The 23,628-nt window shown below is 38.4% G+C and carries 24 protein-coding genes and 1 other RNA gene; 11 read left to right on the forward strand and 14 right to left on the reverse strand.

Going from position 1 to position 23,628, the window contains the following annotated elements; genetic code table 11:
• Positions 1-106 precede the first annotated feature (106 nt).
• The 3 genes from ACF8D3_RS09975 to ACF8D3_RS09985 form a co-directional block, all read right to left on the reverse strand.
• On the reverse strand, positions 107-1,360 hold the full coding sequence (locus tag ACF8D3_RS09975; RefSeq protein WP_392471322.1) for a serine hydrolase domain-containing protein: 1,254 nt from the start codon (positions 1,358-1,360) through the stop codon (positions 107-109).
• A gap of 78 nt (positions 1,361-1,438) precedes the next feature.
• Positions 1,439-2,293, reverse strand: a complete 855-nt coding sequence (locus ACF8D3_RS09980) for a MaoC/PaaZ C-terminal domain-containing protein (protein WP_312102615.1) — start codon at positions 2,291-2,293, stop codon at positions 1,439-1,441.
• A gap of 66 nt (positions 2,294-2,359) precedes the next feature.
• Positions 2,360-3,751: a 3-oxoacyl-ACP reductase gene (locus tag ACF8D3_RS09985; protein WP_004878773.1), complete on the reverse strand. Its 1,392-nt coding sequence runs from the start codon at positions 3,749-3,751 to the stop codon at positions 2,360-2,362.
• Between the two features lie 224 nt (positions 3,752-3,975).
• Here ACF8D3_RS09985 and ACF8D3_RS09990 point away from each other — a divergent pair, with 224 nt between their 5' ends.
• Positions 3,976-5,502 carry an acetyl-CoA C-acetyltransferase gene (locus ACF8D3_RS09990; protein WP_004878771.1) on the forward strand — a complete coding sequence of 509 codons (1,527 nt, stop codon included), beginning with the start codon at positions 3,976-3,978 and terminating at the stop codon, positions 5,500-5,502.
• A 274-nt stretch (positions 5,503-5,776) separates the two neighbouring features.
• Here ACF8D3_RS09990 and ACF8D3_RS09995 read toward each other — a convergent pair whose 3' ends face one another.
• The 4 genes from ACF8D3_RS09995 to ACF8D3_RS10010 all read right to left on the reverse strand — a co-directional run bounded on the left by ACF8D3_RS09995 (position 5,777) and on the right by ACF8D3_RS10010 (position 8,242).
• A complete protein-coding gene (locus ACF8D3_RS09995; RefSeq protein ID WP_392471325.1) occupies positions 5,777-6,127 on the reverse strand; it encodes a hypothetical protein in 351 nt (116 codons plus the stop codon).
• A gap of 126 nt (positions 6,128-6,253) precedes the next feature.
• The gene (locus ACF8D3_RS10000; RefSeq protein WP_392471327.1) at positions 6,254-7,039 is read right to left on the reverse strand and encodes a glutathione S-transferase N-terminal domain-containing protein; all 786 of its coding nucleotides are present in this window, start codon (positions 7,037-7,039) and stop codon (positions 6,254-6,256) included.
• A gap of 12 nt (positions 7,040-7,051) precedes the next feature.
• Complete coding sequence (rraA, locus tag ACF8D3_RS10005; protein ID WP_004878765.1) at positions 7,052-7,564, reverse strand: ribonuclease E activity regulator RraA; 513 nt, start codon at positions 7,562-7,564, stop codon at positions 7,052-7,054.
• A gap of 12 nt (positions 7,565-7,576) precedes the next feature.
• The gene (locus tag ACF8D3_RS10010) at positions 7,577-8,242 is read right to left on the reverse strand and encodes an NAD(P)H-binding protein (protein WP_004878763.1); all 666 of its coding nucleotides are present in this window, start codon (positions 8,240-8,242) and stop codon (positions 7,577-7,579) included.
• Between the two features lie 211 nt (positions 8,243-8,453).
• On the opposite strand from ACF8D3_RS10010, the gene rpsT reads away from it, so the two are divergent.
• A complete protein-coding gene (gene rpsT / locus ACF8D3_RS10015) occupies positions 8,454-8,720 on the forward strand; it encodes a 30S ribosomal protein S20 (protein WP_004878761.1) in 267 nt (88 codons plus the stop codon).
• 108 nt (positions 8,721-8,828) lie between these two features.
• On the opposite strand, the gene ACF8D3_RS10020 is transcribed toward rpsT, so the two are convergent.
• The 3 genes from ACF8D3_RS10020 to ACF8D3_RS10030 all read right to left on the reverse strand — a co-directional run bounded on the left by ACF8D3_RS10020 (position 8,829) and on the right by ACF8D3_RS10030 (position 13,370).
• A complete protein-coding gene (locus ACF8D3_RS10020) occupies positions 8,829-11,537 on the reverse strand; it encodes a M66 family metalloprotease (RefSeq protein WP_392471328.1) in 2,709 nt (902 codons plus the stop codon).
• 190 nt (positions 11,538-11,727) lie between these two features.
• Positions 11,728-12,459: a histidine phosphatase family protein gene (locus tag ACF8D3_RS10025; RefSeq protein ID WP_023012942.1), complete on the reverse strand. Its 732-nt coding sequence runs from the start codon at positions 12,457-12,459 to the stop codon at positions 11,728-11,730.
• Positions 12,460-12,512: 53 nt separating this feature from the next.
• Positions 12,513-13,370, reverse strand: a complete 858-nt coding sequence (locus ACF8D3_RS10030) for a 3'(2'),5'-bisphosphate nucleotidase CysQ (protein ID WP_392471329.1) — start codon at positions 13,368-13,370, stop codon at positions 12,513-12,515.
• Positions 13,371-13,381: 11 nt separating this feature from the next.
• Between ACF8D3_RS10030 and ACF8D3_RS10035 the strand changes: the two genes are divergently transcribed.
• The 4 genes from ACF8D3_RS10035 (at position 13,382) to ACF8D3_RS10050 (ending at position 16,246) form a co-directional block, all read left to right on the forward strand.
• Positions 13,382-14,101: an HAD-IA family hydrolase gene (locus ACF8D3_RS10035; protein ID WP_392471331.1), complete on the forward strand. Its 720-nt coding sequence runs from the start codon at positions 13,382-13,384 to the stop codon at positions 14,099-14,101.
• Positions 14,085-14,513, forward strand: a complete 429-nt coding sequence (locus tag ACF8D3_RS10040) for an RNA-binding S4 domain-containing protein (RefSeq protein WP_004878750.1) — start codon at positions 14,085-14,087, stop codon at positions 14,511-14,513. Before ACF8D3_RS10035 ends, ACF8D3_RS10040 begins: the two co-directional genes overlap by 17 nt.
• Before the next feature lie 160 nt (positions 14,514-14,673).
• On the forward strand, positions 14,674-15,717 hold the full coding sequence (recA, locus tag ACF8D3_RS10045) for a recombinase RecA (protein ID WP_392471334.1): 1,044 nt from the start codon (positions 14,674-14,676) through the stop codon (positions 15,715-15,717).
• A gap of 46 nt (positions 15,718-15,763) precedes the next feature.
• On the forward strand, positions 15,764-16,246 hold the full coding sequence (locus tag ACF8D3_RS10050) for a regulatory protein RecX (RefSeq protein WP_004878746.1): 483 nt from the start codon (positions 15,764-15,766) through the stop codon (positions 16,244-16,246).
• A gap of 10 nt (positions 16,247-16,256) precedes the next feature.
• On the opposite strand, the gene ffs is transcribed toward ACF8D3_RS10050, so the two are convergent.
• Positions 16,257-16,353: signal recognition particle sRNA small type (gene ffs, locus ACF8D3_RS10055), an RNA gene on the reverse strand.
• A 313-nt stretch (positions 16,354-16,666) separates the two neighbouring features.
• Here ffs and ACF8D3_RS10060 point away from each other — a divergent pair.
• On the forward strand, positions 16,667-17,509 hold the full coding sequence (locus ACF8D3_RS10060; RefSeq protein ID WP_004878744.1) for a YbgF trimerization domain-containing protein: 843 nt from the start codon (positions 16,667-16,669) through the stop codon (positions 17,507-17,509).
• Positions 17,510-17,568: 59 nt separating this feature from the next.
• Here the strand turns inward: ACF8D3_RS10060 and ACF8D3_RS10065 are convergent, their stop codons facing one another.
• The 3 genes from ACF8D3_RS10065 to ACF8D3_RS10075 form a co-directional block, all read right to left on the reverse strand.
• Complete coding sequence (locus ACF8D3_RS10065; RefSeq protein WP_392471335.1) at positions 17,569-19,440, reverse strand: SurA N-terminal domain-containing protein; 1,872 nt, start codon at positions 19,438-19,440, stop codon at positions 17,569-17,571.
• 139 nt (positions 19,441-19,579) lie between these two features.
• Entirely contained in the window at positions 19,580-19,852 is a 273-nt protein-coding gene (locus tag ACF8D3_RS10070) for an HU family DNA-binding protein (protein WP_004878739.1), read from the reverse strand.
• Between the two features lie 167 nt (positions 19,853-20,019).
• Positions 20,020-20,475, reverse strand: coding sequence for a phasin family protein (locus ACF8D3_RS10075; protein ID WP_007480233.1), 456 nt, complete (start codon positions 20,473-20,475; stop codon positions 20,020-20,022).
• A gap of 208 nt (positions 20,476-20,683) precedes the next feature.
• On the opposite strand from ACF8D3_RS10075, the gene ACF8D3_RS10080 reads away from it, so the two are divergent.
• The 4 genes from ACF8D3_RS10080 (at position 20,684) to iscU (ending at position 23,611) form a co-directional block, all read left to right on the forward strand.
• A complete protein-coding gene (locus ACF8D3_RS10080; protein ID WP_023012947.1) occupies positions 20,684-21,331 on the forward strand; it encodes a hypothetical protein in 648 nt (215 codons plus the stop codon).
• Positions 21,332-21,439: 108 nt separating this feature from the next.
• A complete protein-coding gene (locus ACF8D3_RS10085) occupies positions 21,440-21,913 on the forward strand; it encodes an Rrf2 family transcriptional regulator (protein ID WP_004878735.1) in 474 nt (157 codons plus the stop codon).
• A gap of 1 nt (position 21,914) precedes the next feature.
• Complete coding sequence (locus ACF8D3_RS10090) at positions 21,915-23,132, forward strand: IscS subfamily cysteine desulfurase (RefSeq protein WP_004878733.1); 1,218 nt, start codon at positions 21,915-21,917, stop codon at positions 23,130-23,132.
• A 92-nt stretch (positions 23,133-23,224) separates the two neighbouring features.
• Positions 23,225-23,611, forward strand: coding sequence for a Fe-S cluster assembly scaffold IscU (gene iscU / locus ACF8D3_RS10095; RefSeq protein WP_004878732.1), 387 nt, complete (start codon positions 23,225-23,227; stop codon positions 23,609-23,611).
• Positions 23,612-23,628: the final 17 nt, after the last annotated feature.

Consider the following 23,628-nt stretch of genomic DNA (forward strand, 5'->3'; position numbering starts at 1 on the left):
TAATCAGTTTTAAATCGTTCTTTTAAATACAAGTAATCTAGTTAGAATCAATAAACCATTTTTGAATATAAATTTTATTGATTAACTGAAGATAGAAAATGAAATTCTAAAACCAGCCTTTTCTTCCTTTTAGAATTTCATCTGCACAACGTAAAGTTTCTTGGCTCAAGCCCCACAAACGATAATCGCCTGTAGCTGAAGTAATATTAAAATTGTGCGTATAAGCAAAGCTTAGTTCTCGATCTGGATCACACCAAGCACCTGAACCATTAAAACCAACATGACCGAAACCATGCGGCGCACGCTTACCCATTGTTAAAATACGGTGATACCCCAAACGCCAATGCATAGGAATCGGCATCACTCGATCACGAGTCTTGCTTTGTACCGTACTCAATTGTTTAAAGACTTCTGGACGAACCAGTTGTTGCCCCTGCCACTGTCCTTGATTCGCAAGCATTGCGTATACTTTTGCAAGGCTATTTGCAGTGAAAACACCATTTGCAGCAGGAATGACCGCTTGTAAACCCGCATCACTATAAAAACTAAAATTACGCATCCCTTTTGGAATCATCGCATCTTGGAAATCTTGTGGACTTTGCCCAGATAACTCTAACAATCTTTCTGATAAAGATGCTTTACGAGCGGCTTGAGGCTTTTGTACTTGCGGTTTTGCTTGAGATTGAGACTTAGGCTTCTCTAGTAACCGTGCGACACGCCCCAACTCCGAAGTTGGCGTACCAAAATATGCACCATCAAGTTCAAGTGGCTGTACAAGATAGCGTTGCATTAACCAACTTAAAGGCTGTTTTGCTGCTTTCTCAAGAACCCCACCAATAATCCAACCATACGTGAGCGGTTGATAAGCAAAGCTTTGTCCTGCTGAAAAGCGTGGTGTAGCAGCAGCCATAACATCTAGCATATGCGACCAATCCAACATTTCTGTTGCTGTCTCAATGGTATTTCGAATATCGAATAAACCACTTTGGTGAGACAGTACATGGCGTACAGTTATTGCTTGCTTGCCATTTTGTGCAAACTCTGGCCAATAATGTGCAATCGGTAGATCATAATCCAGTATGCCTTCGCTCACTAAAATATGTGCAAGCGTGGCTAAAATTCCTTTTCCTGTTGAATAGCACATCGACAAAGTATCTGCTTGCCAAGCTTCATCCTGAGATTTCTTACCCGTGAAAATATCAACAACTTTTTGGCCTTTGAAATACACCACTAAAGCCGCACCGCCTTGATGACTTCGCGCATCTTGTAAACGGCTAAATTGTGTTGCTAGATCAGCGAAACGGTCATCAACATTGCCATGATAATTATGTGTGTCGGCAAACAAAATCTCTTTAATCAATGTACGCATCCTTATGATATTTATATTTTAAATATCCCTCTTGCGAACAAAAGGGATATTGAACATATGAATAATGGCTTAGATTGCTTTTACAGTACCCGCAACATGTGGCTTTTTAGATTTAACATTACGAATTAAAAAGTCAGTCTGCTTAGCGTCTGTAGCAGTTAAAAATTCTACTTTTGAAGGTAAGTACATTGGTAACTTAAACCATACGTCTGCTTCATAAGCATCTGGAAGCTGCACATTTGCTAAAGCTTTTGCTTTGCTCCACATACCATGTGCAATTGCTTGTTTAAAACCAAAAGCTTTTGCAGTCACCGCATGAATATGAATTAAGTTGAAATCACCTGAAATCAACGCATAACGACGGCCTGTATTTTCTGAAATATTCCATTCAGCCTGCGGTTGATAAGCTGGCTCTTGAGTGTCTTTCGCTTTCTCAGCCGCTTTTTTCTCAACTTTCTGACGTGACAGATATGTTGTTAGACTTTCCATCACAACTTCAGCACCGACCTTCGCCGTCGTAATGAAATCAAACTGTAAACCTTTATCATGTGGTTTCAGCTCACCAAACTTGCATGACAATGTGATTTGTTCATTCACACCGATTTTACGCATTTGTTTGATCTGATTGCGGATATGAACTAAACCTAAAATTGCAAATGGGAAAGCTTCGCTTGTCATCATATGCATTTGTAGGCTTTGAGATAGTACGGCTAAATAGATCGCAGGCACAAAACCATCATTTTTAAAACCACAGATTTCGTTATAGCTTTCTAAATGCTTGGTATCAATTTTTAATGTATCCACCACATACTCAACTTGTGGTAATACTTTCTCGCCTTTTGGCTTTTTAAAAATTAAACCCTGAATAACTTTTGGATAAGCCAAATAAGGTTTTGGTAATTCACTAAAATGACGTGTGTTCATAATCAACCTTTTGATATTTTTTATAAAAAAGGGATGCACAAGCACCCCTCTTCAAAACCCTAATGCTTACGCACCTAATAAGCTTTGACCACATACACGAACAACGTTACCTGTAACACCCGTTGAACCAGTAGATGCATACCAAGCAATTGCTTCTGCAACATCTACAGGTAAACCACCTTGGTTCATAGAGTTCATACGACGACCAGCTTCACGAATCGCAAAAGGAATCGCAGCAGTCATTTGAGTTTCAATGAAACCAGGCGCAACAGCATTAATCGTAATACCGTTTTTCAATGTAGGCGCAGTAAATTTCACTAAGCCAATAACACCCGCTTTAGAAACAGCGTAGTTAGTTTGACCTAAGTTACCAGCGATACCACTGATTGATGATACACAAACGATACGACCATTTGCATTTAAACCATCATTTGATAGTAAGTAATCGTTAACGCGTTCGATTGCAGATAAATTAATGTTGATAACTAAGTCCCAAAGCTCTGGCTTCATGTTTGCCAAAGTTTTGTCACGAGTAATACCAGCATTGTGAACAATAACGTCTAAACCACCTTGTTTTGCAGCAGCAGTTTTGATTTTCTCGCCAGCATCCGCAGCAGTAATATCAATTGCCAATACAGAACCACCGATTGAACCTGCAACACGCTCAAGATCAGCTTGCTGTTGCGGTACATCCAAGCAAATTACGTGTGCGCCGTCACGAGCAAGTACGTTTGCAATTGCTTCACCAATACCACGGCTTGCACCAGTCACTAATGCGGTCTTACCTGCAAGTGGCTTCGCCCAGTCTAGATCAACAACGTCTGCTTTAGAAACACGAACCACTTGACCTGAAACATAAGCAGAACGTGGAGAAATTAAGAAACGTAACGTAGATTCAAGATTTGCTTCTGCACCTTGGTCTACATAAACAACTTGAGCAGTGATGCCTTTTTTGAACTCTTTACCGACTGATTTGATGAAACCTTCAAGCGCACGTTGAGCAATCGCTTGTTTCACTGTCTTTGCAGTTTCAGGCGTTGTACCAATTACAATTACACGACCAGAACTAGAAATCTGGCGAGCAATTGGGTTAAAGAAGTTATACAACTCTTTAAGTTGTTCTGAATCTTGAATACCAGAAGCATCAAATACAACTGCTTTAAATTTAGACTCTTTATCGTCTGCATTTAAAGGACGAAGGTTTAAACCAACTTTCGCCGCGGTTTGTTGTAATTCAACATTATTACCCACATAGCTATCTGCATGGATATTGCTAAGAACCTGAGCAATAGCAGCAGAAATCGTGCTTGAAGGCGCTGCGCCAAGCAATACTGCACCATTCACAACAGGTTGAGCACTTTCAAAACGATCTAACGTTACTGGCGATGGTAAACCTAAATTTTTTACAACAAATTTACCCAAAGGCGATTGTGTAAATGCTTGGTATTGATCGGTCATGATTATTATCTCTCATACAAATGAATTTTTTACAAACACATGCATCATGTTAATCAAATTACATGAAATCAATGTTTGATTGACTCGTCATAAATCATACTTGAGTTCATGTTCTGATGTCTTGACCTGAATGTGGTCTACAGCGTCATTCTAGTCAATACAGCAGTATTGTAAATATGGTATTGTTGTCACAAGAATATCGCAATTATGCTTGGAAAAGCCTTATGAGCAAAACAACTCAAGAAAATCCAGCAGTCGAGAATTCTGCTGAAGAAAATGTGTCAAATACATCAAAAGCAGCTTCTACTACACGTAAAACTGCTGGCACGACCTCTAAAGCAGCAAGCACGACACCTAAAACGACTCGTACGCGTGCTACTACTCGTAGTCCGAAAAGCACTGCTTCTTCTACATCTACAAAAGCAGCGCCAGCTAAAACAACCAAACCTTCTGTTCAACAGGATAAAACCATGAGCCAAAACACTGTTCGCCGTGTTGCCATTATCGGCGGTAACCGTATTCCATTTGCTCGTTCAAACGGCGCTTATTTTACAGCTTCAAACATCGACATGTTTACTGCTGCATTAAATGGTTTGGTTGAGCGCTTCAACCTACAAGGTCAACGCTTAGGTGAAGTTGTTGCTGGCGCAGTATTAAAGCACAGCCGTGATTTCAATATGACTCGTGAATGTGTATTGAATACTCAACTTGCTCCAGAAACTCCAGCTTGTGATCTTCAACAAGCTTGTGGTACTGGTTTACAAGCAGCATTCCAAGTTGCAAACAAAATTGCATTAGGTCAAATCGAAGTAGGTATCGCAGGTGGTGTAGATACGACTTCTGACGCACCTATCGCGTTTGGTGATGGTTTACGTAAAGCTTTACTTGAGCTTAACATCGCTAAAACTGGTAAAGACCGTTTAAAAGCACTTTCTAAGATCAATGTTAAAGATCTTATGGATGCACCTAAAAATGGTGAACCACGTACTGGTTTATCTATGGGTGACCATCAAGCAATCACTGCGCTTGAATGGGGTATTGCTCGTGAAGATCAAGACGCTTTAGCTGCTTCTTCTCACCAAAAAATGGCAAAAGCATACGAAGAAGGTTTCTTCGATGACTTAATTACACCATTCTTAGGTTTAAGCCGTGACAACAACTTACGTGCTGACTCAACTGCTGAGAAATTAGCGAAGTTAAAACCAGTATTTGGTAAAGGCGAAGCTGCAACAATGACAGCTGGTAACTCTACTCCACTTACTGATGGTGCTTCATGCGTACTTTTAGCTTCTGAAGAATGGGCTAAAGCAAATGGTCACGAAGTTCTAGCTTACTTAACGTTCTCTGAAACTGCTGCGGTTGATTTCGTTGGCAAGAAAGAAGGCTTATTGATGGCACCTGCTTATGCAGTTCCACGTATGCTTGAGCGCGCTGGTCTTAAACTTCAAGATTTTGACTACTACGAAATTCACGAAGCATTTGCATCACAAGTTCTTTCTACATTGAAAGCTTGGGAAGATGAGAAATTCTGTAAAGAGCGTTTAGGTTTAGATGCACCTTTAGGTTCAATTGATCGTAGCAAATTAAACGTTAAAGGTTCTTCTTTAGCTGCGGGTCACCCATTCGCTGCGACTGGTGGTCGTATCATCGCAACTGCTGCAAAAATCTTAAACCAAAAAGGTTCAGGTCGTATCTTAGTTTCGATCTGTGCTGCTGGTGGTCAAGGCGTAACAGCAATTATTGAAAAATAATTACTAGCTAGACTCAAGAGGGATTAAATCTTTGGATTTAGTCCCTTTTTTATATTCTGAGTTAAAAAAATTCACCTTTCTAAATTTAAACCATCATTTACTATCATGGTTGGTGGCATGGACGCCGCCTTGTTGGACTGCGGTAACAAGGATGTACCGTCAGTCCAACAAAAGATTTTGCTTACTTTTCATCTCTGAAAAGTAAAGGTAAACACAGCCTATCTAGTTATCGTAACTATGAAAATATATTTATTAATTCAGGCTTGAAACCAAACTATCTAGCTCTTTTAAACTTCACATAATAATCATTTAAAACTTTAATCGCTTGCTTCAACTGTTTAAGATTTTCTTCTGTATTCCCCAACCGCTCAACAAAACGCTGTGAGTGTATTTCTAGATCGATCTTTTCATTAATTTGCGGTGCAATCCGAAATAGCTTTTCGAGATCGTCAAATCGATCTAACTTTCGGTTTGAGAAATATTCCAGACGAAATCCCAACTCATTCAAAACAATGCATTTATAAATTGCACCACGACTATCAAAAACTAAGTCATTTTCCCTAAGAAATAACTGTTCAGGTGTTTCCTTTGAACTTTTGAATAGGTTAGTTAGTTGGCTTAACATTTGATCTATCTATACAGCTTTGCTTTGATAACTTGCTTATTAAAACGATAAAGTACTCATTGATGCAAGCTAACAATCAATCAGGAATAAAAAAGCACCCTTAACGGATGCTTTTTTTAAATCAGGTTATCCATATTGTTTTTTCAAATAATCAACAATCTTAGCCGACTCAAACATCTTCACGCCTGTGTTTGGATCAATTAAAAATGGAACTTGAATATCGCGCCCCATAATTTCGACAACCTTTTCACGCTTGCCATTCGGTAATGGAATATATTTACCGGGTTTTAAACGTAGAATGGCTGGCCCCATATCTTGCCAACGCTCCTTAGGCACATTATGCAGAACATATGGAATTTCCAATTCACATAAAGCTTCACGGACTAAACGCGTATAAGGGCTTGCCTCAAAGCTCCACAACTCTAATAGGTGTTCGGGTGCTGCTCGATCAATAATTTTCTTATTGATCCATACACCACGTGCCGCATTTGCAACTGAAGCCAAAGTCGAAACATAAGGTAATTTAGGATAATGGCTGTATTTCTTAGGGGTCTGCCCCGTTTTACCATAATGTTTAAATAAATGATGAATAATATCTTGTGATTCATAAAGTTGATCACCTGTATTTTCATCAATTAAAAATGGAAATTGTCTTTTTCCACCTTTGCTCTTTACAATTTGTCGATATTTCTGACCGCCTTTAGGACATGGATAAATCTCCACATCTAAGTTCAATAAGGTCACTACTTCTCGAACTCGACGGCAGAATGGCGAACCTTCAAATTCATAAAGCTTTAAAGGTTTTGTTGGTTGTTGAGGAAAAGGCGTACCTGATACACCTCGCCCACCCTCAATGATACTCGCAACCACAGATTGTAAAACTTTAAATTGATGATTCACCATTTTCAGCATATCGCTAACCCTTTAGCAGTCGACTAATTTTTCTTTCGCAATCACAATTCCGTTATTATCTGCATAGATATAATCACCAGAACTGATTGTCACACCACCAAAATACAATGTGATATCAACTTCACCTATGCCTTTACGATTACTTTTTTGTGGAATTGCAGCCAATGCATGTACACCTAAATCAAGTTCAGCAATTGCATCTACATCACGCACACAACCATAGATCACAACACCATTCCAGTGATTTTTCACTGCTGATTCCGCAATCATGTCTCCCATCAATGCACAACGCATAGAAGCACCACCATCAACAACAAGTACCTTACCTGTTCCATCAGTTGCCAATAACTCTTTAACACGAGAATTATCTTCAAAGCACTTTACAGTCACAATTTGGCCACCAAAAGTTTTACGAGCTCCATAACTCTTGAAGAACTTCCCATCTAAGCATGGTGTTACGACTTGTAAATCTTTTTCAGGGTTGTCATCTAACAAATCACAAGTTACGAAAGATACTGTTGTCACTGAGCTTCTCCATTATCGAGTTTGTTGTATCATTAAATTATCAAACAGTTTAAATGCGGCAGTTTGTGTTTGGGCTGCAACCAGCATAGTATGCGCCAATTGCTCTGCGGTTACAGGCTTATATTTAAACGGCTTAGTCCATGCTTGTTCTACAAGCTTAAATGCAGTTTGTGCCATATCTTCTAGAAAACGCACATCGCTTCGTTTACCAATCAATAATGATGGCTGAAAAATTGATAATTTATAAAGAGATAAACTTCTGAGGTAATTTTCTAATTCACCTTTAACTTTATTATAGAAAATTGGTGAATTTGCACTCGCTCCCAAAGCACTAACGACCAATAAGTGAACATCTTTATCTTGAAGTAAATCAGCAAAATGAGCATTCATTTCATAGTCAATTGCATAGAATGCTTCTTTTGAACCTGCTTGTTTAATCGTGCTACCTAAACAGCTAAAAGCATGCGTATATGCATTCACGTCTTCATCATTTAATAACAAAAAATCTTCTAAGACAAACTGAGTAACTTTATTATAAGTATCTAATGCATCAGACTTTTTACGCACCACAGCAGTTATCGCACTGAATTCTTCAGACTGTTGCAATTGCTCTATTAAAGCTTGTCCAACCAACCCTGTAGCACCTATTACAATCGCTTTTTTATCACCTGTTTTCATTTTTATTTCATCCAAGTTATAACTAGGCTTAATGTAACGTTTTCTTGCAACATAATCACCTGTTAAATGCACTTAAAAACATTACAAGGCTTGACTTCGATGCTTAGTTTCATCAAAATATGGCACTTGTTTACGGGCTGGTGAATGTTGCCAATATTTTTGGTTTTAACTTCAGCCCGCCCAGACCAACTTATTTTCAAGGAGTGCACGAGTGGCAAACTCTGCTCAAGCTAAAAAACGTGCTCGTCAAAACGTTAAAGCACGTAAACACAACGCAAGCTTGCGTTCTATGGTTCGTACTTACCTTAAACGTACAGTAAATGCGATCGCTGCTGGTGATTATGCTGCTGCTTCAGAAGCTTACAAAACAGCTGTACCTGTAATCGACCGTATGGCTGATAAAGGTATCATCCACAAAAATAAAGCTGCTCGTCATAAGAGCCGCTTAAATGCTCAAGTTAAAGCGTTAGCTAACTAATTTGAAGCAAATAAAAAAGCCCGATTTTCGGGCTTTTTTATTGTCTACAGTTTTTCGTATTACAAAAATTAGAAAGAGGTAAATTGATTACCTCCTCCCTTTTGAGTTTTATGGATTAACTGTTAATACTTTAGAAGATAACGCCAAGTTCTTAGTCGTTAAACCTGAAAGTATTAAGCTATTATTCACAGATGGTATCGTCCATTTTTGGTTCGTGCCAGCAGTGCATCTATAACGAATCAAACGCGCTCTATTATTGGTAAGATAACCACCTTCTAAATCAAAACATTGATTCGATTGCTTAATCGCTTGAGCACTTACATCTGTAACCCAAACTTGATTAGCTTGATTATTATCACAAGGCATTAAATTAATTACATTACCTGAGGTTGTTGCCAAACAATGATCAATGTATTGTTTACTGTGTATTTTCCCTAGAGCATCATAAACCCATTTTTCAGAGTCATCTCCAACACATCCAGTAGCACCACTAATAAATGCATTCAATTGCCCGCTTTCAAGTCTCTCAGCTTTCAAACAATTGGTTCGATTCATCAAACTCACTGCTGAGTCTAAATTAAAATCATTTTTTAATTCGAGTTTATCTAGGAATGTATAGAATGCATCCAAGGCATCAACATTCATATCTATTAGATCAGCTCGATACACATTCATCCAGCGGTTCAAACGATAAAGCTTCGTTTGCTGTTGCGTATAACGATTCATTTCAGTTTGCGCATCGGATGAAAGCTGGTTTTTAAATTTCTGGTAAGAATCAAATAACAACTTAGCATCTGTTGAAAGACTAACAACTGGTTTTGCTTTGTTCGCAACTAGCGCTTGTTCAAGCATTGGAAGCTCAATTTCTTTTAATGCAGAGTAACCAGCCTCCTCACCAATCTCAACAAATGGTGCAATCGGTGTATTATTCGCAGGAATGCTCATTGTAGAGAGTAATACTGCATTTTCATTGGCTTTTCGACAATACAAATTAACTTGTTGAGGTGCTTCACTTTGGGCAATATTGATATGGAACTTATTGGCATTACTATTGCTATTCATACGCTGAGGTGCAAGCGCAATATTTTGTGTAGTTGATGCGAACTGAACATTGAGCCAACAGTTTGCCGTAGTTGCATTAGTATTAACTTGAGGCAAATTAAATACATTCCCCCAATTCCCTTTAGCAGCAGGATAAATTAAACCAATCTGATTCACAGGATCATATCCACCTAGAATCGTATAAACAGGAACACCAAATAATCTTGGTTTTAAATAATTACCATCTGCGCTGTTGTACCAAACATTTCCAGAGTTCGGTACTTTTGGCTGAGCAACTTCCATTACTCGTGTGGTCGCGTTCCATTTTTTATAACCAGTTGGTGAGTTTTTATCCCATACATAGCGATCAAAAGCTGGCTGTATTTTTAAATAGGTACTATAACCTGTGTAGTGCGTATATTTAGAGATGTTACTTGCTGTTGCTCCACCAGACATTGCATCCCAACCATAAGCATATTTGTTTAAAAAGTTTGGAACACCGTTACTGCCATCACCTAAATTTGTTGCCGTCCAGTTTAGATTGCCTCGCATTTTATTTCTAAATGCAATATATCCCCAGCCACTATCTGCATGATGTGCAGCCCAAAACATATTATTACCAACTGAACCAGGATAGTGCCCTAACCCATAGTGATGACCAATCTCATGGCTAAATTCATTACCTATAGAATCAATCAAAGTTAGCATACCATTGCCACCGCTCAATCCGTGCGAAGCCTCTCCATTGCTGTATTTACCGCGAGCATGATGTGTAACTACACTTTGAGTAAGTTGTGGCTGTTCTTGACTTGCCATTGAAGCACTTGTAATTCCCCAATTGGCTAGGTTTATACCCACACCAAAAGTTGATTTAGCCGTATTTTCTCGCATGTCACCACTATAAACATCGCCAGTAGTTGCACTCACAGTGTCGTAAATGACACCACTTGCGACCATTACTTTTTCTAATTTTAAATCATCATATTTTGTGACAATCATTCGCGCAGCTGGAATCGTCTGAAAATAATCTGTTCCCGCTTTTGCTGGTTCTAACAGCATATAGTGACCATTTGATTTAGGCGGATCTGTCAATAAACCTAATCGAATATTTTGCAACACTAATTCACCTGGAGCAGCAAAATCAATATCATTCTCAGCCAAATCACCTATACGATTATTTAATGGATCAATAACTCGAATATGTAAACCCGCCTTAACCTCACCCCAATTCAAAGGTGCACTCCAAGCGCGCTTTGAATAGCTTACAGGTGGCCGACCATCACTATTTGATTGATCAGATGCAGCCAAACGCGATGGCTCCTCTAACTCAACGGTTCTGAGTAATTGATTGCCCTGATAAATCTCAGCCTTTAAGGTCTTTACATCCCCCATCTCAGCCAAAGGTGTAACTAACAATAAAGCCTCTTTATCCGTTGTTAAACGTGGCATGTAATCTTTTTCATTATTCTTAGGATTGACTACATGACTTTGACCGAATTGAATCATCGCAGCAAAGCTACCATTCAAATCATTTCTTAATGAGCGTGGCTGTCCTAATTTATCGTAATCATAAAAGCCCAGAACATTATCATCGATTACATCCTTTGTTGGCTCTGGATATTTCTCAGCTACAGGTGGAGCAGGATTTTCTGTACTGCCTGTCCCTATCGTATTATCTCCTGAAGATTCCGAACCACCACTATTACCACCTCCACCACAACCAGTAAGCATAATAGTGAAAATACATACAGATAAATGTTTGAGTTGCAATTGCATCACATTTCCCCAAAAAAATTACAATGAATTATCAGTAATGATAAATTATGATTACTAGTTAAAGTTAATAAAAATCATATATTTATAATAATATCACCTTTAATTTAAAGATGAAAAAATATATTCAGAATATAATAAAATATCTAAAATAAAATGAATGACTAAAATTAATTTAAACCCAATTGTTCTTTTAATTATCTTTAAAATCTTTAATTAATAGTTCTTGTTTTTGCCCACGCCAAATCCATTTCAATTTACTATTAGCAAAATCCTCACCTTCAAACCAAACAAATAATCCCTCCATCATATCTGGCCAATCCGCTTTATCAATTTGGTTTTTGCCAGAAATCACTGCAACTATCGCCGCCAAAATCGTATCGTGACTGACAGCTAAACTTAATCCTTTTTGTTGTGACGGATGCGTGTGATATAGCAATTCGATCACATCAAAAACACCTGTAATCGGATGCTTCATTCCCGGTAAGGCATTATTCACAAAACTATTAATAAAACCCAGTGCACCTTGTTTACGAAAATAAGGCGCAGCTTGTTGAATATCCAATACAAAGCTTCCTGGTTCAACCAACAAACGTTGCTCAACTATTTCAATCGTATGTGTATTTGAAGCTTTATGTGCATCATCAGCCCCTTCAATCATTAAAGCGGCTGTATCGACACAACGCTGAATTGGACTAGAAATACAATGATGGATGGCGCGATCCGTATTTTGTATTAAATACTGCCCCCATGCATAAGCAAGATCTCGACCTTGCTCTGTAAGCTGAAGATCATAACCAGCAAAACCCTGCCCATTCACCAATTCACGTAAAGAGTGGCGTGTAAATAAAGTGACTGGTGTTGAAGCATCAGGCAACAAGTCGACTGCTTCAAACATACTTTTGGGCAAGAGATGTAACGCCATAATATTTATAAATGATGAAAATTTATTTCACTATACCATGCGCGAAATAACTCTCAATCTAAAATACCCGAATGCGTTAAAGCATCATAAGCAAGATCTTTGCAATATTGATCTTTAAATGCGATAAAACCACCATTAAGTACGGTATCTCTTTGATTGTATAGAAATGGTTTACCCTCTAAAGTCAATAAACCGCCACCAATACTTTCTAACAATGCTTGACCTGAACTTGTATCCCACTCAGAAGTTGGATGGAAACGTGGATAAATATCAATTTCGCCTTCTAACATCATACAGAACTTATAAGCACTGCCCGCTTCGCGGCGAGTTACATCTCTCGATTTTAAAATCGGATCGATGAAATTTTGATATTTAGGGTTTTTACTATTATGACTTAAGCCAATTTGGATCGGCGTATTAACCGAATGCTCTTCAACCTGATATTGAAACCATTGTTGTTGACTAAAACTATATTTATAAGGGCGATGTGAAGTGTAGCCAATATACATCACTTGCTCACACGGCACTGCGATGATTGCAAATGTAGTCAAATGCCCATCAATTAAACTTAAATTAATTGTAAATTCATCACGCTCATGAATAAATTCTTTCGTCCCGTCTAATGGATCAAGCATCCAACATTGGAGCCATGCCTTTCGAGCTGAATAATCACTTTCTTCAGAGAGTACGGGTAAGTTTGGTGTCACTTCAGCTAAATGCTTCAATAAAAAACGATTCACTTTCAAATCCGCTTGTGTTACTGGTGAATCATCACTTTTTTCCTGAATATTAAATTCACAACCTGCACAATAACTTTGGTATTCTTCCAACAATATTTGACTTGCCTGCGCCATAATCGGAACAAGTTGAGAAATTAACGGATCTTGTGGCGCAAGCGTTTTTAAAAACATAGACCAACCTTATGTCATATTCAGATTTACAGCAGCAGCCGATTGCCATGTTCGACATGGATGGCACATTACTCGATTTAGCCTTTGATGATTTTATTTGGAATCATTGTTTGCCCGAACGACATGCTCAAGTCCACCAATGCAGTCTTGAACAAAGCCAGCAGACACTATTTCAATTCTACCAACAGCATAAGCATACACTATCTTGGTATTCTTCGGCGTACTGGACTGCTAAAGTTGGGATTGATGTACTGCAACTTCAATATGAACATCGTGAGAAAATTGCTGCACGCGCTGGCTGCCATCAACTGCTAGAACAACTCAAAGCGAAAGGTTATCGCTGCTGGTTATTGACCAATGCAGATCGAGCTGGACTGCAATTGAAACTTGAAAATGTCGAACTCAGTCCTTACTTTGAAGTTATGATCAGTAGTGAAGAATTGGGATATGCCAAAGAAGATGTTGGATTTTGGCAAAAGCTTCAACAGCTTCACCCTTTTGATCCAGTGAAAGCTGTATTTATTGATGATACCGTTGCTGTCTTAAAAGGTGCTGAAGCTTTTGGTATTTCTCAACTTGTAAGCATTCTACAACCATCAAGTAGTAAACCAAGTAGAAGCGCAAACGAACTCCCATATCCTGCACTCAATCATCTAACTGAATTATTTGACTATCTTGAGTCCAACAATCTCGAGACCAACCTACAGGTAACAGATGCCAAAACAGCATGAACCAGACAGCATGGAAAGCATGCGTATTGATAAGTGGCTTTGGGCGGCTCGTTTCTTTAAAACACGCTCCATTGCCAAAGCTGCGATCGAAGGCGGTAAAGTCCACCATCACAATGATCGAGTTAAAGTCTCTAAAGAAGTTCGAATAGGAATGGAACTGACCATCCAGCAAGGCTTCGAAAAAAAGACCGTAGTGATTAAAGCACTATCTGCCGTTCGTGGTGGCGCTCCTATTGCTCAACAACTCTATGAAGAAACACAAGAAAGTATTGCGCGTAGAGAGTTGCATGCATCACAGCGAAAAATGCATAATCTAGCTCGACCAGATCATCGACCAAGTAAAAAAGATCGTCGTGATATCAATCGTTTTAAGCAGGAAAATGTACAATCATGGTCTTATCATGATGAGTGAATTTCCCTACTTTCAGGTGCGTCATTTTGTGTCGCAAAGACACAGATCAGATGTAGAATAAACAACTAGAATCTGCCACTATACCCGAGTCCCAACAAGTTGAGATTCAATACATCCACTTGGGTTAGTCGTTAAGAATATAAAGTTTTGAGGTTTTGAGATGGATGATAATAAAAGCAAAGCGTTACAAGCTGCGTTAAGCCAAATTGAGAAGCAATTTGGTAAAAATACAGTGATGCGCTTGGGCGATAACACTGTACAAGCAGTTGAAGCTGTTTCTACAGGTTCATTAACACTAGATATCGCATTAGGGATTGGCGGATTACCTAAAGGCCGTATCATCGAAATTTACGGTCCTGAATCATCAGGTAAAACGACCATGACATTACAAGCGATTGCTCAATGTCAGAAAAATGGCGGTACATGTGCATTTATTGATGCAGAACATGCATTAGACCCGGAATATGCACGTAAGTTAGGTGTAGATATTGATAACCTCTTGGTTTCACAACCTGACCATGGTGAACAAGCGCTCGAAATCGCAGATATGCTGGTACGTTCTGGCGCAATTGACCTCATCGTTGTCGACTCTGTTGCTGCATTAACCCCTAAAGCCGAAATTGAAGGCGAAATGGGTGATTCACACATGGGCTTACAAGCACGTTTAATGAGTCAGGCATTACGTAAAATTACCGGTAATGCAAAACGCTCTAACTGTATGGTGATCTTCATTAACCAAATCCGTATGAAGATTGGTGTGATGTTTGGTAGCCCAGAAACCACGACTGGTGGTAACGCACTTAAATTCTATGCATCTGTACGTTTAGATATCCGTCGTATCGGTCAAGTAAAAGAAGGCGATGAAATTACAGGTAACGAAACACGCGTTAAAGTTGTAAAAAACAAAATGGCGCCTCCTTTCAAAGAAGCTGTATTCCAAATCATGTACGGTAGAGGGACTAATCAGTTAGGTGAATTGGTTGACCTCGCAGTTCAACAAGATATCGTCCAAAAAGCTGGCGCATGGTATTCATACCAAGGTAATAAGATTGGACAAGGTAAAAATAATGTAATTCGTCATTTTGAAGAAAACCCTCAAATGGCTCAAGAAATTGAGAAGCTGATTCGAGAACAACTTCTGACTAAAAACAAGCCAGCCGAAAATACAGATATTGAAGAAGAACCAGACTTTTTAGAAAGCTAAGCTGAAACGCCCTTCGGGGCGTTTTTCTTTCATGAGGAAATAAAACGTGTTTAATACTGAAAAATCAGAAAAACCCAAAACGCTTACAGGTACAAGACTACGCTCTTACGCCTTTGCACTTCTGACACGCCGTGATTATTCCCAAGCCGAACTGAGCAATAAACTCAATCAATATGCAATCAATCCTGATGAGGTTGCAGAGTTAGTTGCAGAATTAGCACAGCAAAACTATCAAAGCGATCAAAGAGTCGCAGAACTTACCCTAGCAAGCCAATTGAGAAAAGGTAAAGGGCTACAGCGCATCAAACAGGCTTTAAAAGCGAAAGAATTAGATGAAGAACTGATTACAGAAGAATTAAAAGAAGTCGATTGGTCAGAGCAAGCGTATCAGCTTAAAATTAAAAAATTTGGTATAGATGTCGCAAAAGATCCAAAAATCAAAGCTAAGCAAATTCGCTTCTTGCAATATAGAGGATTTAGTATGGATGCGATAATGAAAGCGATTGCTCGAACGAGCGAAGAAGAATAGCTGGTGGCAACCCTACCAGCAAGACTTCGGCACATTATAGTTCTACTACCGTTGCTACCTTCCGGTCCTGGCGGGGTTCATAGAGTACAATTGCGAAGCTACCAGCAGGGCTACCATTGCCTGACAAAGTATAGAGATTTTTAAACCACTTGCAAGTCTTGTAACTGTTTTTAATTAAGTTTTCTATTCAACTGTCTAATTCATCACCAAAATTTCGTTTTTTTCATTACAACCAATTAAGCATGCATAAATTATAAACAACAAAAACTAAATCTCTTCAAAAGTGCTTGAAGATTGTAAATGCTTATTGCATTTAAATGAGTTGCTGTTTTAATGACTAAAGTAAAATACATATCAACATGCCACAAGCTCAAAAGCTTGCTTGTATCACTTATTTTTCAACATTACGGATGAGTTTTCATGCTAAAAAAGCATTCTGTACTTTTCATTGCTCTGCTTAGCAGTGCGCATTTGTATGCCAATGTTCCTATTGAGTCGAGAGCTTTAAGCCAACAAATTGCTGACAATACAAATGCTTCGCCTGTTGCGACGAATTTAAATTGGGATTTAATTCAAAAGAACCAAAAACTTGAAGAAGAAGTCCGAAAGTTGCGTGGTCAGCTTGAAGAGCATGAAAATGCAATTGACCAACTCAAAAAAGAGCTAGCAAATCGTTATACTGATTTAGATCAACGCTTAGAGTTGCTATCACAAAAAATCGATCCACCGGAAGAAAATACTGATCCAGAAAATGCTTCTAGTGAACCAACAACAAATACCACAAATCAGGTCGCTCCAGTAGCAAATACACAGCAGACAGCGCCAATCACACCAACACCTGTGCAAACACCAGTTGTTCAACCACAAGCAAACAATAGCGTAAATAACCAAATAGAGCTCGAAAAAGCTGCTTATACAGTTGCTTTAGATGCATACAAACAAGGCGGTGCTAAAAATGCGATCCAGCCTATGCAGAACTTCATCAAAAACCATCCCAATGGAATATATGTCGGGAATGCATATTTTTGGCTAGCAGAATTTTATTTAGCTGTAGAGCCTGTTGACTATAAAGCAGCTAAACAAAACTACAATATCGTTGCCACACGCTATCCAAACTCTGCCAAAGCACCACGGGCTGTTTATCAACTTTATAGTATCGCTAAAGAAGTCGATAAAAATGCAGCTTTAGCTGGTCAATATCGCACAAAGTTACTCACTCAATACCCACAATCTGAAGAAGCAAAGTTTATTCAGAAAAAATAAAAAAAGATCAAAAAAAGCCAGTTCAAATTGAACTGGCTTTTTTTATACCTAGATTAAACTTATTTAATCTTTGCATGTGATTTTAAGTATTCAGTGTAATCTTCTAATATCTGCTGACCGCGGAACTGTTGATATAGTTTTGTCAACTCAGTCAATTGTTCTTGTGGTAGCTCACTAGCAACATTCGCATTCACATTTGATACAGCTACGATAACCAATTCATTTGGTAATTTCGCAGTAGTTGCTGACCACATCCCTTGTTTCGTCGGAGCTGGAATACTGAAAGCCGCTCGTTCAATTTCACGTTTTAAACCTTGAGAACGAACAAATACGCCTGCATTTTCAAAAGTCACATTAGACTTAGCAACAACTTGCGCTGCTGGCTGTGTTTTAAAGTCTGCCAAAATTGTAGACATCTTCGCTTTCGCAGCTTTATATGCTTTATCTTCAATAACTTTAGCTTTAACTTCAGCTGTCGCTTGAGCTAACGGCTTAATACCTGCTGGATGATAATCACGAACTTTGATCCAGATCGTATCACCATTAGCTAATTGAATATTTGATGACGCATTACGATCACCATTCTTCACATCATCACTAAAGATTTTAGCTTTAACATTTAAATCACTTAAATAAGGATTTTGCGTTGTCAAAGTTACACCTTTTGCTGATTCAACGCGTGCAGCTTTTACTTCTTGCACTACAGCATCGAGTGAATCGCCACCGACAACCATTTCATTTAAGTTATTGACAGTATCGCTGAATAAATTAGCTGATTTTGTTTTTTCAACTTCAGCTGTCAAACGCGCTTTTTCAGCTTCAAATGAAGGAATAGTCACTGTCTGTGTGTTTGCTTCGATAATGTGATAGCCATACTGAGTTTTCACAGGCTTTGAAACTTGACCATTTTTCAAAGCATTCACAGCATTATCAAAATCAGTAGAGAAAATACCAGGTGCATAAGCATCAACCAAACCACCCTGATCTTTCGAACTAGGATCTTCAGAGAATTGAGCTGCAGCTTGAGCAAACGTCATGCCAGCTTGAATTTTCGCATAAACATCATTCGCAAGTTTTTGTGCTGCGGCAGCATCACGAGTATCCGTCGTAATTAAAATATGCTTCACTTCACGCTTAGCATCTTTCTGCTGTTTTTCAACAAAAGCTTGATAGGCTTGCTTTAAATCAGCATCAGTTACAGCTAAGTTTGTTTGTGGCAACAATGAAGGTGTTAAAACAACATAATCAACATCGACTGCTGCAACTTGCTTAAACTCACCTTTATGCTTGTTGTAGTAATCTGTGATTTCCTGATTAGACGCAGTTAAACCTTTTTTATATTCATCCAGTTTGATGCTTGCTAGATGCAAAGTACGTTGCTCAGTTTGCAAGTTAGCCAATTGTTGTAAATCAGACTTACTTACTAATGCATAGTCCATCAACGTTGATGAAATCATTTTCAATGCATGGTCTTGACGTAAGCTTGCAAGCAAACTTTGATTGGTCATGCCTACTGAACGTAAATAGTTTCCATAAAGTTGCTCAGAGAACTTCCCGTTTTCTTGGAAACTTGGTTGTTGAGCCAACATTTGTTCAAGTTGAGCATCGCTTAATGAAATACCTAACTTTTCAGCTTGCTGTTGCAATAAGGCACGCGTCACAAGCGCATCTAAAGCTTTGTCTTGAATAACTGGTAGATTTAAAAGTGACTCATCACCTTTAACCATAGATAAATACTGATCTTTATAATTCTTGGTTGCACTTTCTAATTCTTTATTAGAAATATCTTGACCGTTGACAGATTTCGCAACATCTGCCTTATTGCTACCACTAAAATATCCCTCAATACCTACAAGCGCTAAAGGAGTCAAAAACAAAACTAAAAGGACTTTGCCAAGCCAACCCTTAATGAGTGTACGAAAAGATTCCATAAGAATTCCAATATTTTATTTCGGAGCAATTTTAACTGAAAAATAAAAGCGAATGAATGCAGAATAAGGATCAAACTCACTTTTTCATTAATTAAATAAAAAACGCACCCGAAATGGTGCGTTTATTGATTTAAAAAGATTACGCAACTGAATCTTTTAAACCCTTACCTGGTTTGAAACTAGGTACTTTGCTTGCTTTAATTTGAAGCTCTTCACCAGTTTTTGGATTACGACCAGTACGTGCAGCACGTTCTTTAACGCTAAAAGTACCAAAACCAACTAAAGTAACCGTATCACCCTTTTTAAGTGCTTCAGTGATTGACGCAATCGTTGCATCGAGTGCCTTACCAGCATCCGATTTAGATACTCCCCCTTTTTCAGCAATCGCATCAATTAATTCTGATTTATTCATGATAAAAAATATCCTCTTAATATCGTTTGTTAAGATCCAAGGCTATAGTTTAAAAGGCCATGACGCCTTTATAGCAATGCTTTAGGGGAGAACGCAATACTAGAAAGGCCTTTTAGCAAAAATAAATACTGAAATACGACATAAACGGACGAGTGCCAACGATTTTTTTACTTTTTATTCAATTTGGCTTTTAACTGGTTATTTTCTTCAATTAAAGCGTCCACTTTAATGTGAAGTTGCACTAAAAGTTGCTCAATATGTTGAAGATCCTTTGGTGTCACTAAACCAATGCGATTTAAAGAGTGATTTACACCAGTATCTAAAATCTTTTCAACTTTATCTTTGGTATCTGTAACAGACTCTTTGGCTTTCTCAGTGACCTTACCAACTGTGTTATCCGCAAAATCAACTGTTTTTGATTCTAACTCTTCGCCGACCTTGACCAATGAGTCGAATAATTTATTTCCTTCCTCTTCAGCGCGAGAAAAAGCACCTAAACCAGCTAACCAAATTTGTTGTGTATACTTCTTGAAATCAAGTGCAGATTTTTTAGAACTCTTTGATTTTGTCTTAGTTTTCACCTCAGTTTCTTCACTCGAATTTTCTATATTTGAGTTATCCATAGAACCATGCTCCTAAGCACTTTACAAACAGTATGTCGTATTTAACCATAAAAATGTTTTTATAATATCAAAGTTAAGACTTGATCGTTTTAAAAAACTGTTCTACAAAGCAACAAAGTCATGTAAATTATTTTTAATAATTGAGTAAGGATGCTCAAGTTTACAGATTTGTGGTTTTATTGTTTGATTGGTAAGGAAAAAGAGACTTATGAGTTATACGCAACAAAGAAACAAGCACCCTCATTTGTTGCTAAACATTGTCATCATTGTTTTAGAGACTTTTTTCTCATTCATCCTAACCCATGATGCCGCTTTACGTTTGCAAGCAAAAAAATTTATTGAGCAAAAAATTACAATTCGCATCAATAGCTATATCCCTTTCTTTGATTTTTATATCCAATTTACTGACAAAGGCTTGTTGTTTGATATGAAAGCTTTGGATAGAAAAATTGATTTAGAGGTGAATAGCACACTGATTGATTTAGTTAAAATATTTGTATTTAACAATCAACGCAGCATCACCAATATGCGTATTTTGGGTGATTCAACCTTATCTGAAGAGTTTTTAGACTTCATTCCTCATCTAACATTAACCAGTATCTTCGCAAATTGGAGACAATGGTTTAATGCTTTTAATGACGAAGCAGAAGCAGTTGCATCTCAACAACGCATCGCACCGCTCTTGGATAAAATTGACCAACAACGTTCTGAAATCAATACTTTACTCGTTGAAGTAAAACAGTATCAAAATCGTATCCATCGCATACAGAAACGTCAGCGTTTCATCAATATTTGCTTTGCTTTATTGAGCTTTATTTTTATTGGTTTTTTTGTTTATAATATGTGGATACAATAATTACAGTATATTTCACTTTTCACATTGATATTCGCAATTAAAAAACTTGACTATTTTAGTCGGAATTCATAAAATTTAGACATCTAGTCTAACCATGTGTATCGAATCATGCGCCTTACAACTCGCGGTCGTTACGCAGTGACTGCTCTACTTGATTTAGCTTTGCAGCCAACTGAACAAACGATCACGCTTGCGGAAATAGCAGCACGCCAATCCATCTCAGTCGCTTATTTAGAACAGTTATTCGCGAAACTTAAGCGTCATGGGTTAGTTTCAAGCGTTCGTGGTGCTAACGGTGGATATCATCTTGCACGCAATGCCACTGAAATCACTGTGCTAGAAATTATCGAAGCTGTAAATGAAACTGTCGATGCGACGCGTTGTGACCATAAAGGCAACTGTCAAAATGGTGCAATGTGCTTAACGCATGACTTATGGCAAGAACTCTCCCACCATATTGCCGATTATCTCGCAAAAATCTCCCTTGCTGATCTGATTGCTCGTGACAACGTTCAAACAGTTGCACTACGCCAAAATTCAGTAAGTTTAGATTCAGCCCTTCTATCGGTTACAGGTATTTGACATGAAACGTCCAATTTATCTTGATTATGCAGCAACTACGCCAGTACTTCCTGAAGTTGCAGAGCGTATGATGGAATGCTTAACTTTCGAAGGTACATTTGGTAATCCAGCATCACGTTCACATGCGTATGGTTGGCAAGCTGAAGAGAAAGTTGAGTATGCTCGTGAACAAGTAGCAAACTTAATCAAAGCTGATCCGCGTGAAATCGTGTGGACTTCTGGCGCTACTGAATCTGACAACTTGGCGTTGAAAGGTATTGCTCAGTTCTATGGTTCAAAAGGCAAACACATCATTACAAGTAAAATCGAACACAAAGCTGTGTTGGATCCTTGCCGTGAACTTGAAGAACAAGGTTTTGAAATTACATATTTAGAGCCAGAACCACGTACAGGTTTAATTACACCTGAAATGGTTCAAGCTGCTTTGCGTCCAGATACGATTCTTGTATCACTCATGATGGTGAACAACGAAATCGGTACAGTGACTGATGTTGCTGCAATTGGCGAACTCACTCGTGCAAATAAAACATTCTTGCATGTAGATGCTGCACAAGCGGCGGGTAAAGTTGAAATTGATCTTTCAACAATGAAAATTGATTTGATGAGTTTTTCAGGTCATAAAATTTATGGCCCTAAAGGGATTGGTGCACTTTACGTTCGCCGTAGCCCTCGTGTTCGTTTAAAAGCTCAAATGCACGGTGGTGGTCATGAACGTGGTATGCGTTCTGGCACTCTAGCGACACATCAAATCGTTGGCATGGGTGAGGCTTTTGAAATTGCTGGCAAAACTATGCAAGCAGAACAAGAACGTCTTCGCCTCTTACGCGACAAGCTTTGGAATGGTTTCCAAGATCTTGAGCAAGTGTTCTTGAATGGTCACCCTACTCAAAACGTTGCAAACTATCTCAATGTCAGCTTCAACTTCGTTGAAGGTGAATCATTGATGATGGCACTAAAAGACCTTGCCGTTTCAAGCGGTTCAGCATGTACTTCTGCAACTTTAGAACCATCATATGTGTTACGTGCTTTAGGTTTATCTGATGAGCTAGCACACAGCTCGATCCGTTTCAGTTTTGGTAAATATACGACTGAAGCAGATATTGACCATGTGTTAACACTTACCAAAGCTGCTGTTGAGAAACTTCGTGAACTTTCTCCGCTTTGGGATATGTATAAAGAAGGTATTGACCTTTCAACAGTTGAATGGGCTGAACACTAAATTCATTGTAGTTTTAATTAACTCTTCATTGAAAATAGTGTTTTAACCCTCATATTTAATATTAGGCTGACCCCGAGGTTTGGAGAAGCGACATGGCTTATAGCGAAAAGGTAATTGATCATTACGAAAACCCTCGTAATGTAGGTATTTTGGATAAAAATGCAGAAAACGTTGGTACAGGTATGGTCGGTGCACCAGCTTGTGGTGATGTGATGCGTTTACAAATTCAAGTCGATGACAATGGCGTAATTGAAGAAGCTCGCTTCAAAACTTATGGCTGTGGTTCTGCGATTGCATCAAGTTCTCTTGTAACTGAATGGTTAAAAGGTAAGACACTTGATGAAGCTCAAGCAATCAAAAACATTGATATTGCAACTGAGCTTGCGCTTCCTCCAGTAAAAGTACACTGCTCTGTATTGGCTGAAGATGCGATTAAAGCTGCGATCGAAGACTATCGTGGTAAAAAAGCAAAAGCTTAATTGATTACCGAACAAAA

The organism is Acinetobacter sp. YQ_14, from assembly GCF_043102985.1.
Classification (GTDB): domain Bacteria; phylum Pseudomonadota; class Gammaproteobacteria; order Pseudomonadales; family Moraxellaceae; genus Acinetobacter; species Acinetobacter venetianus.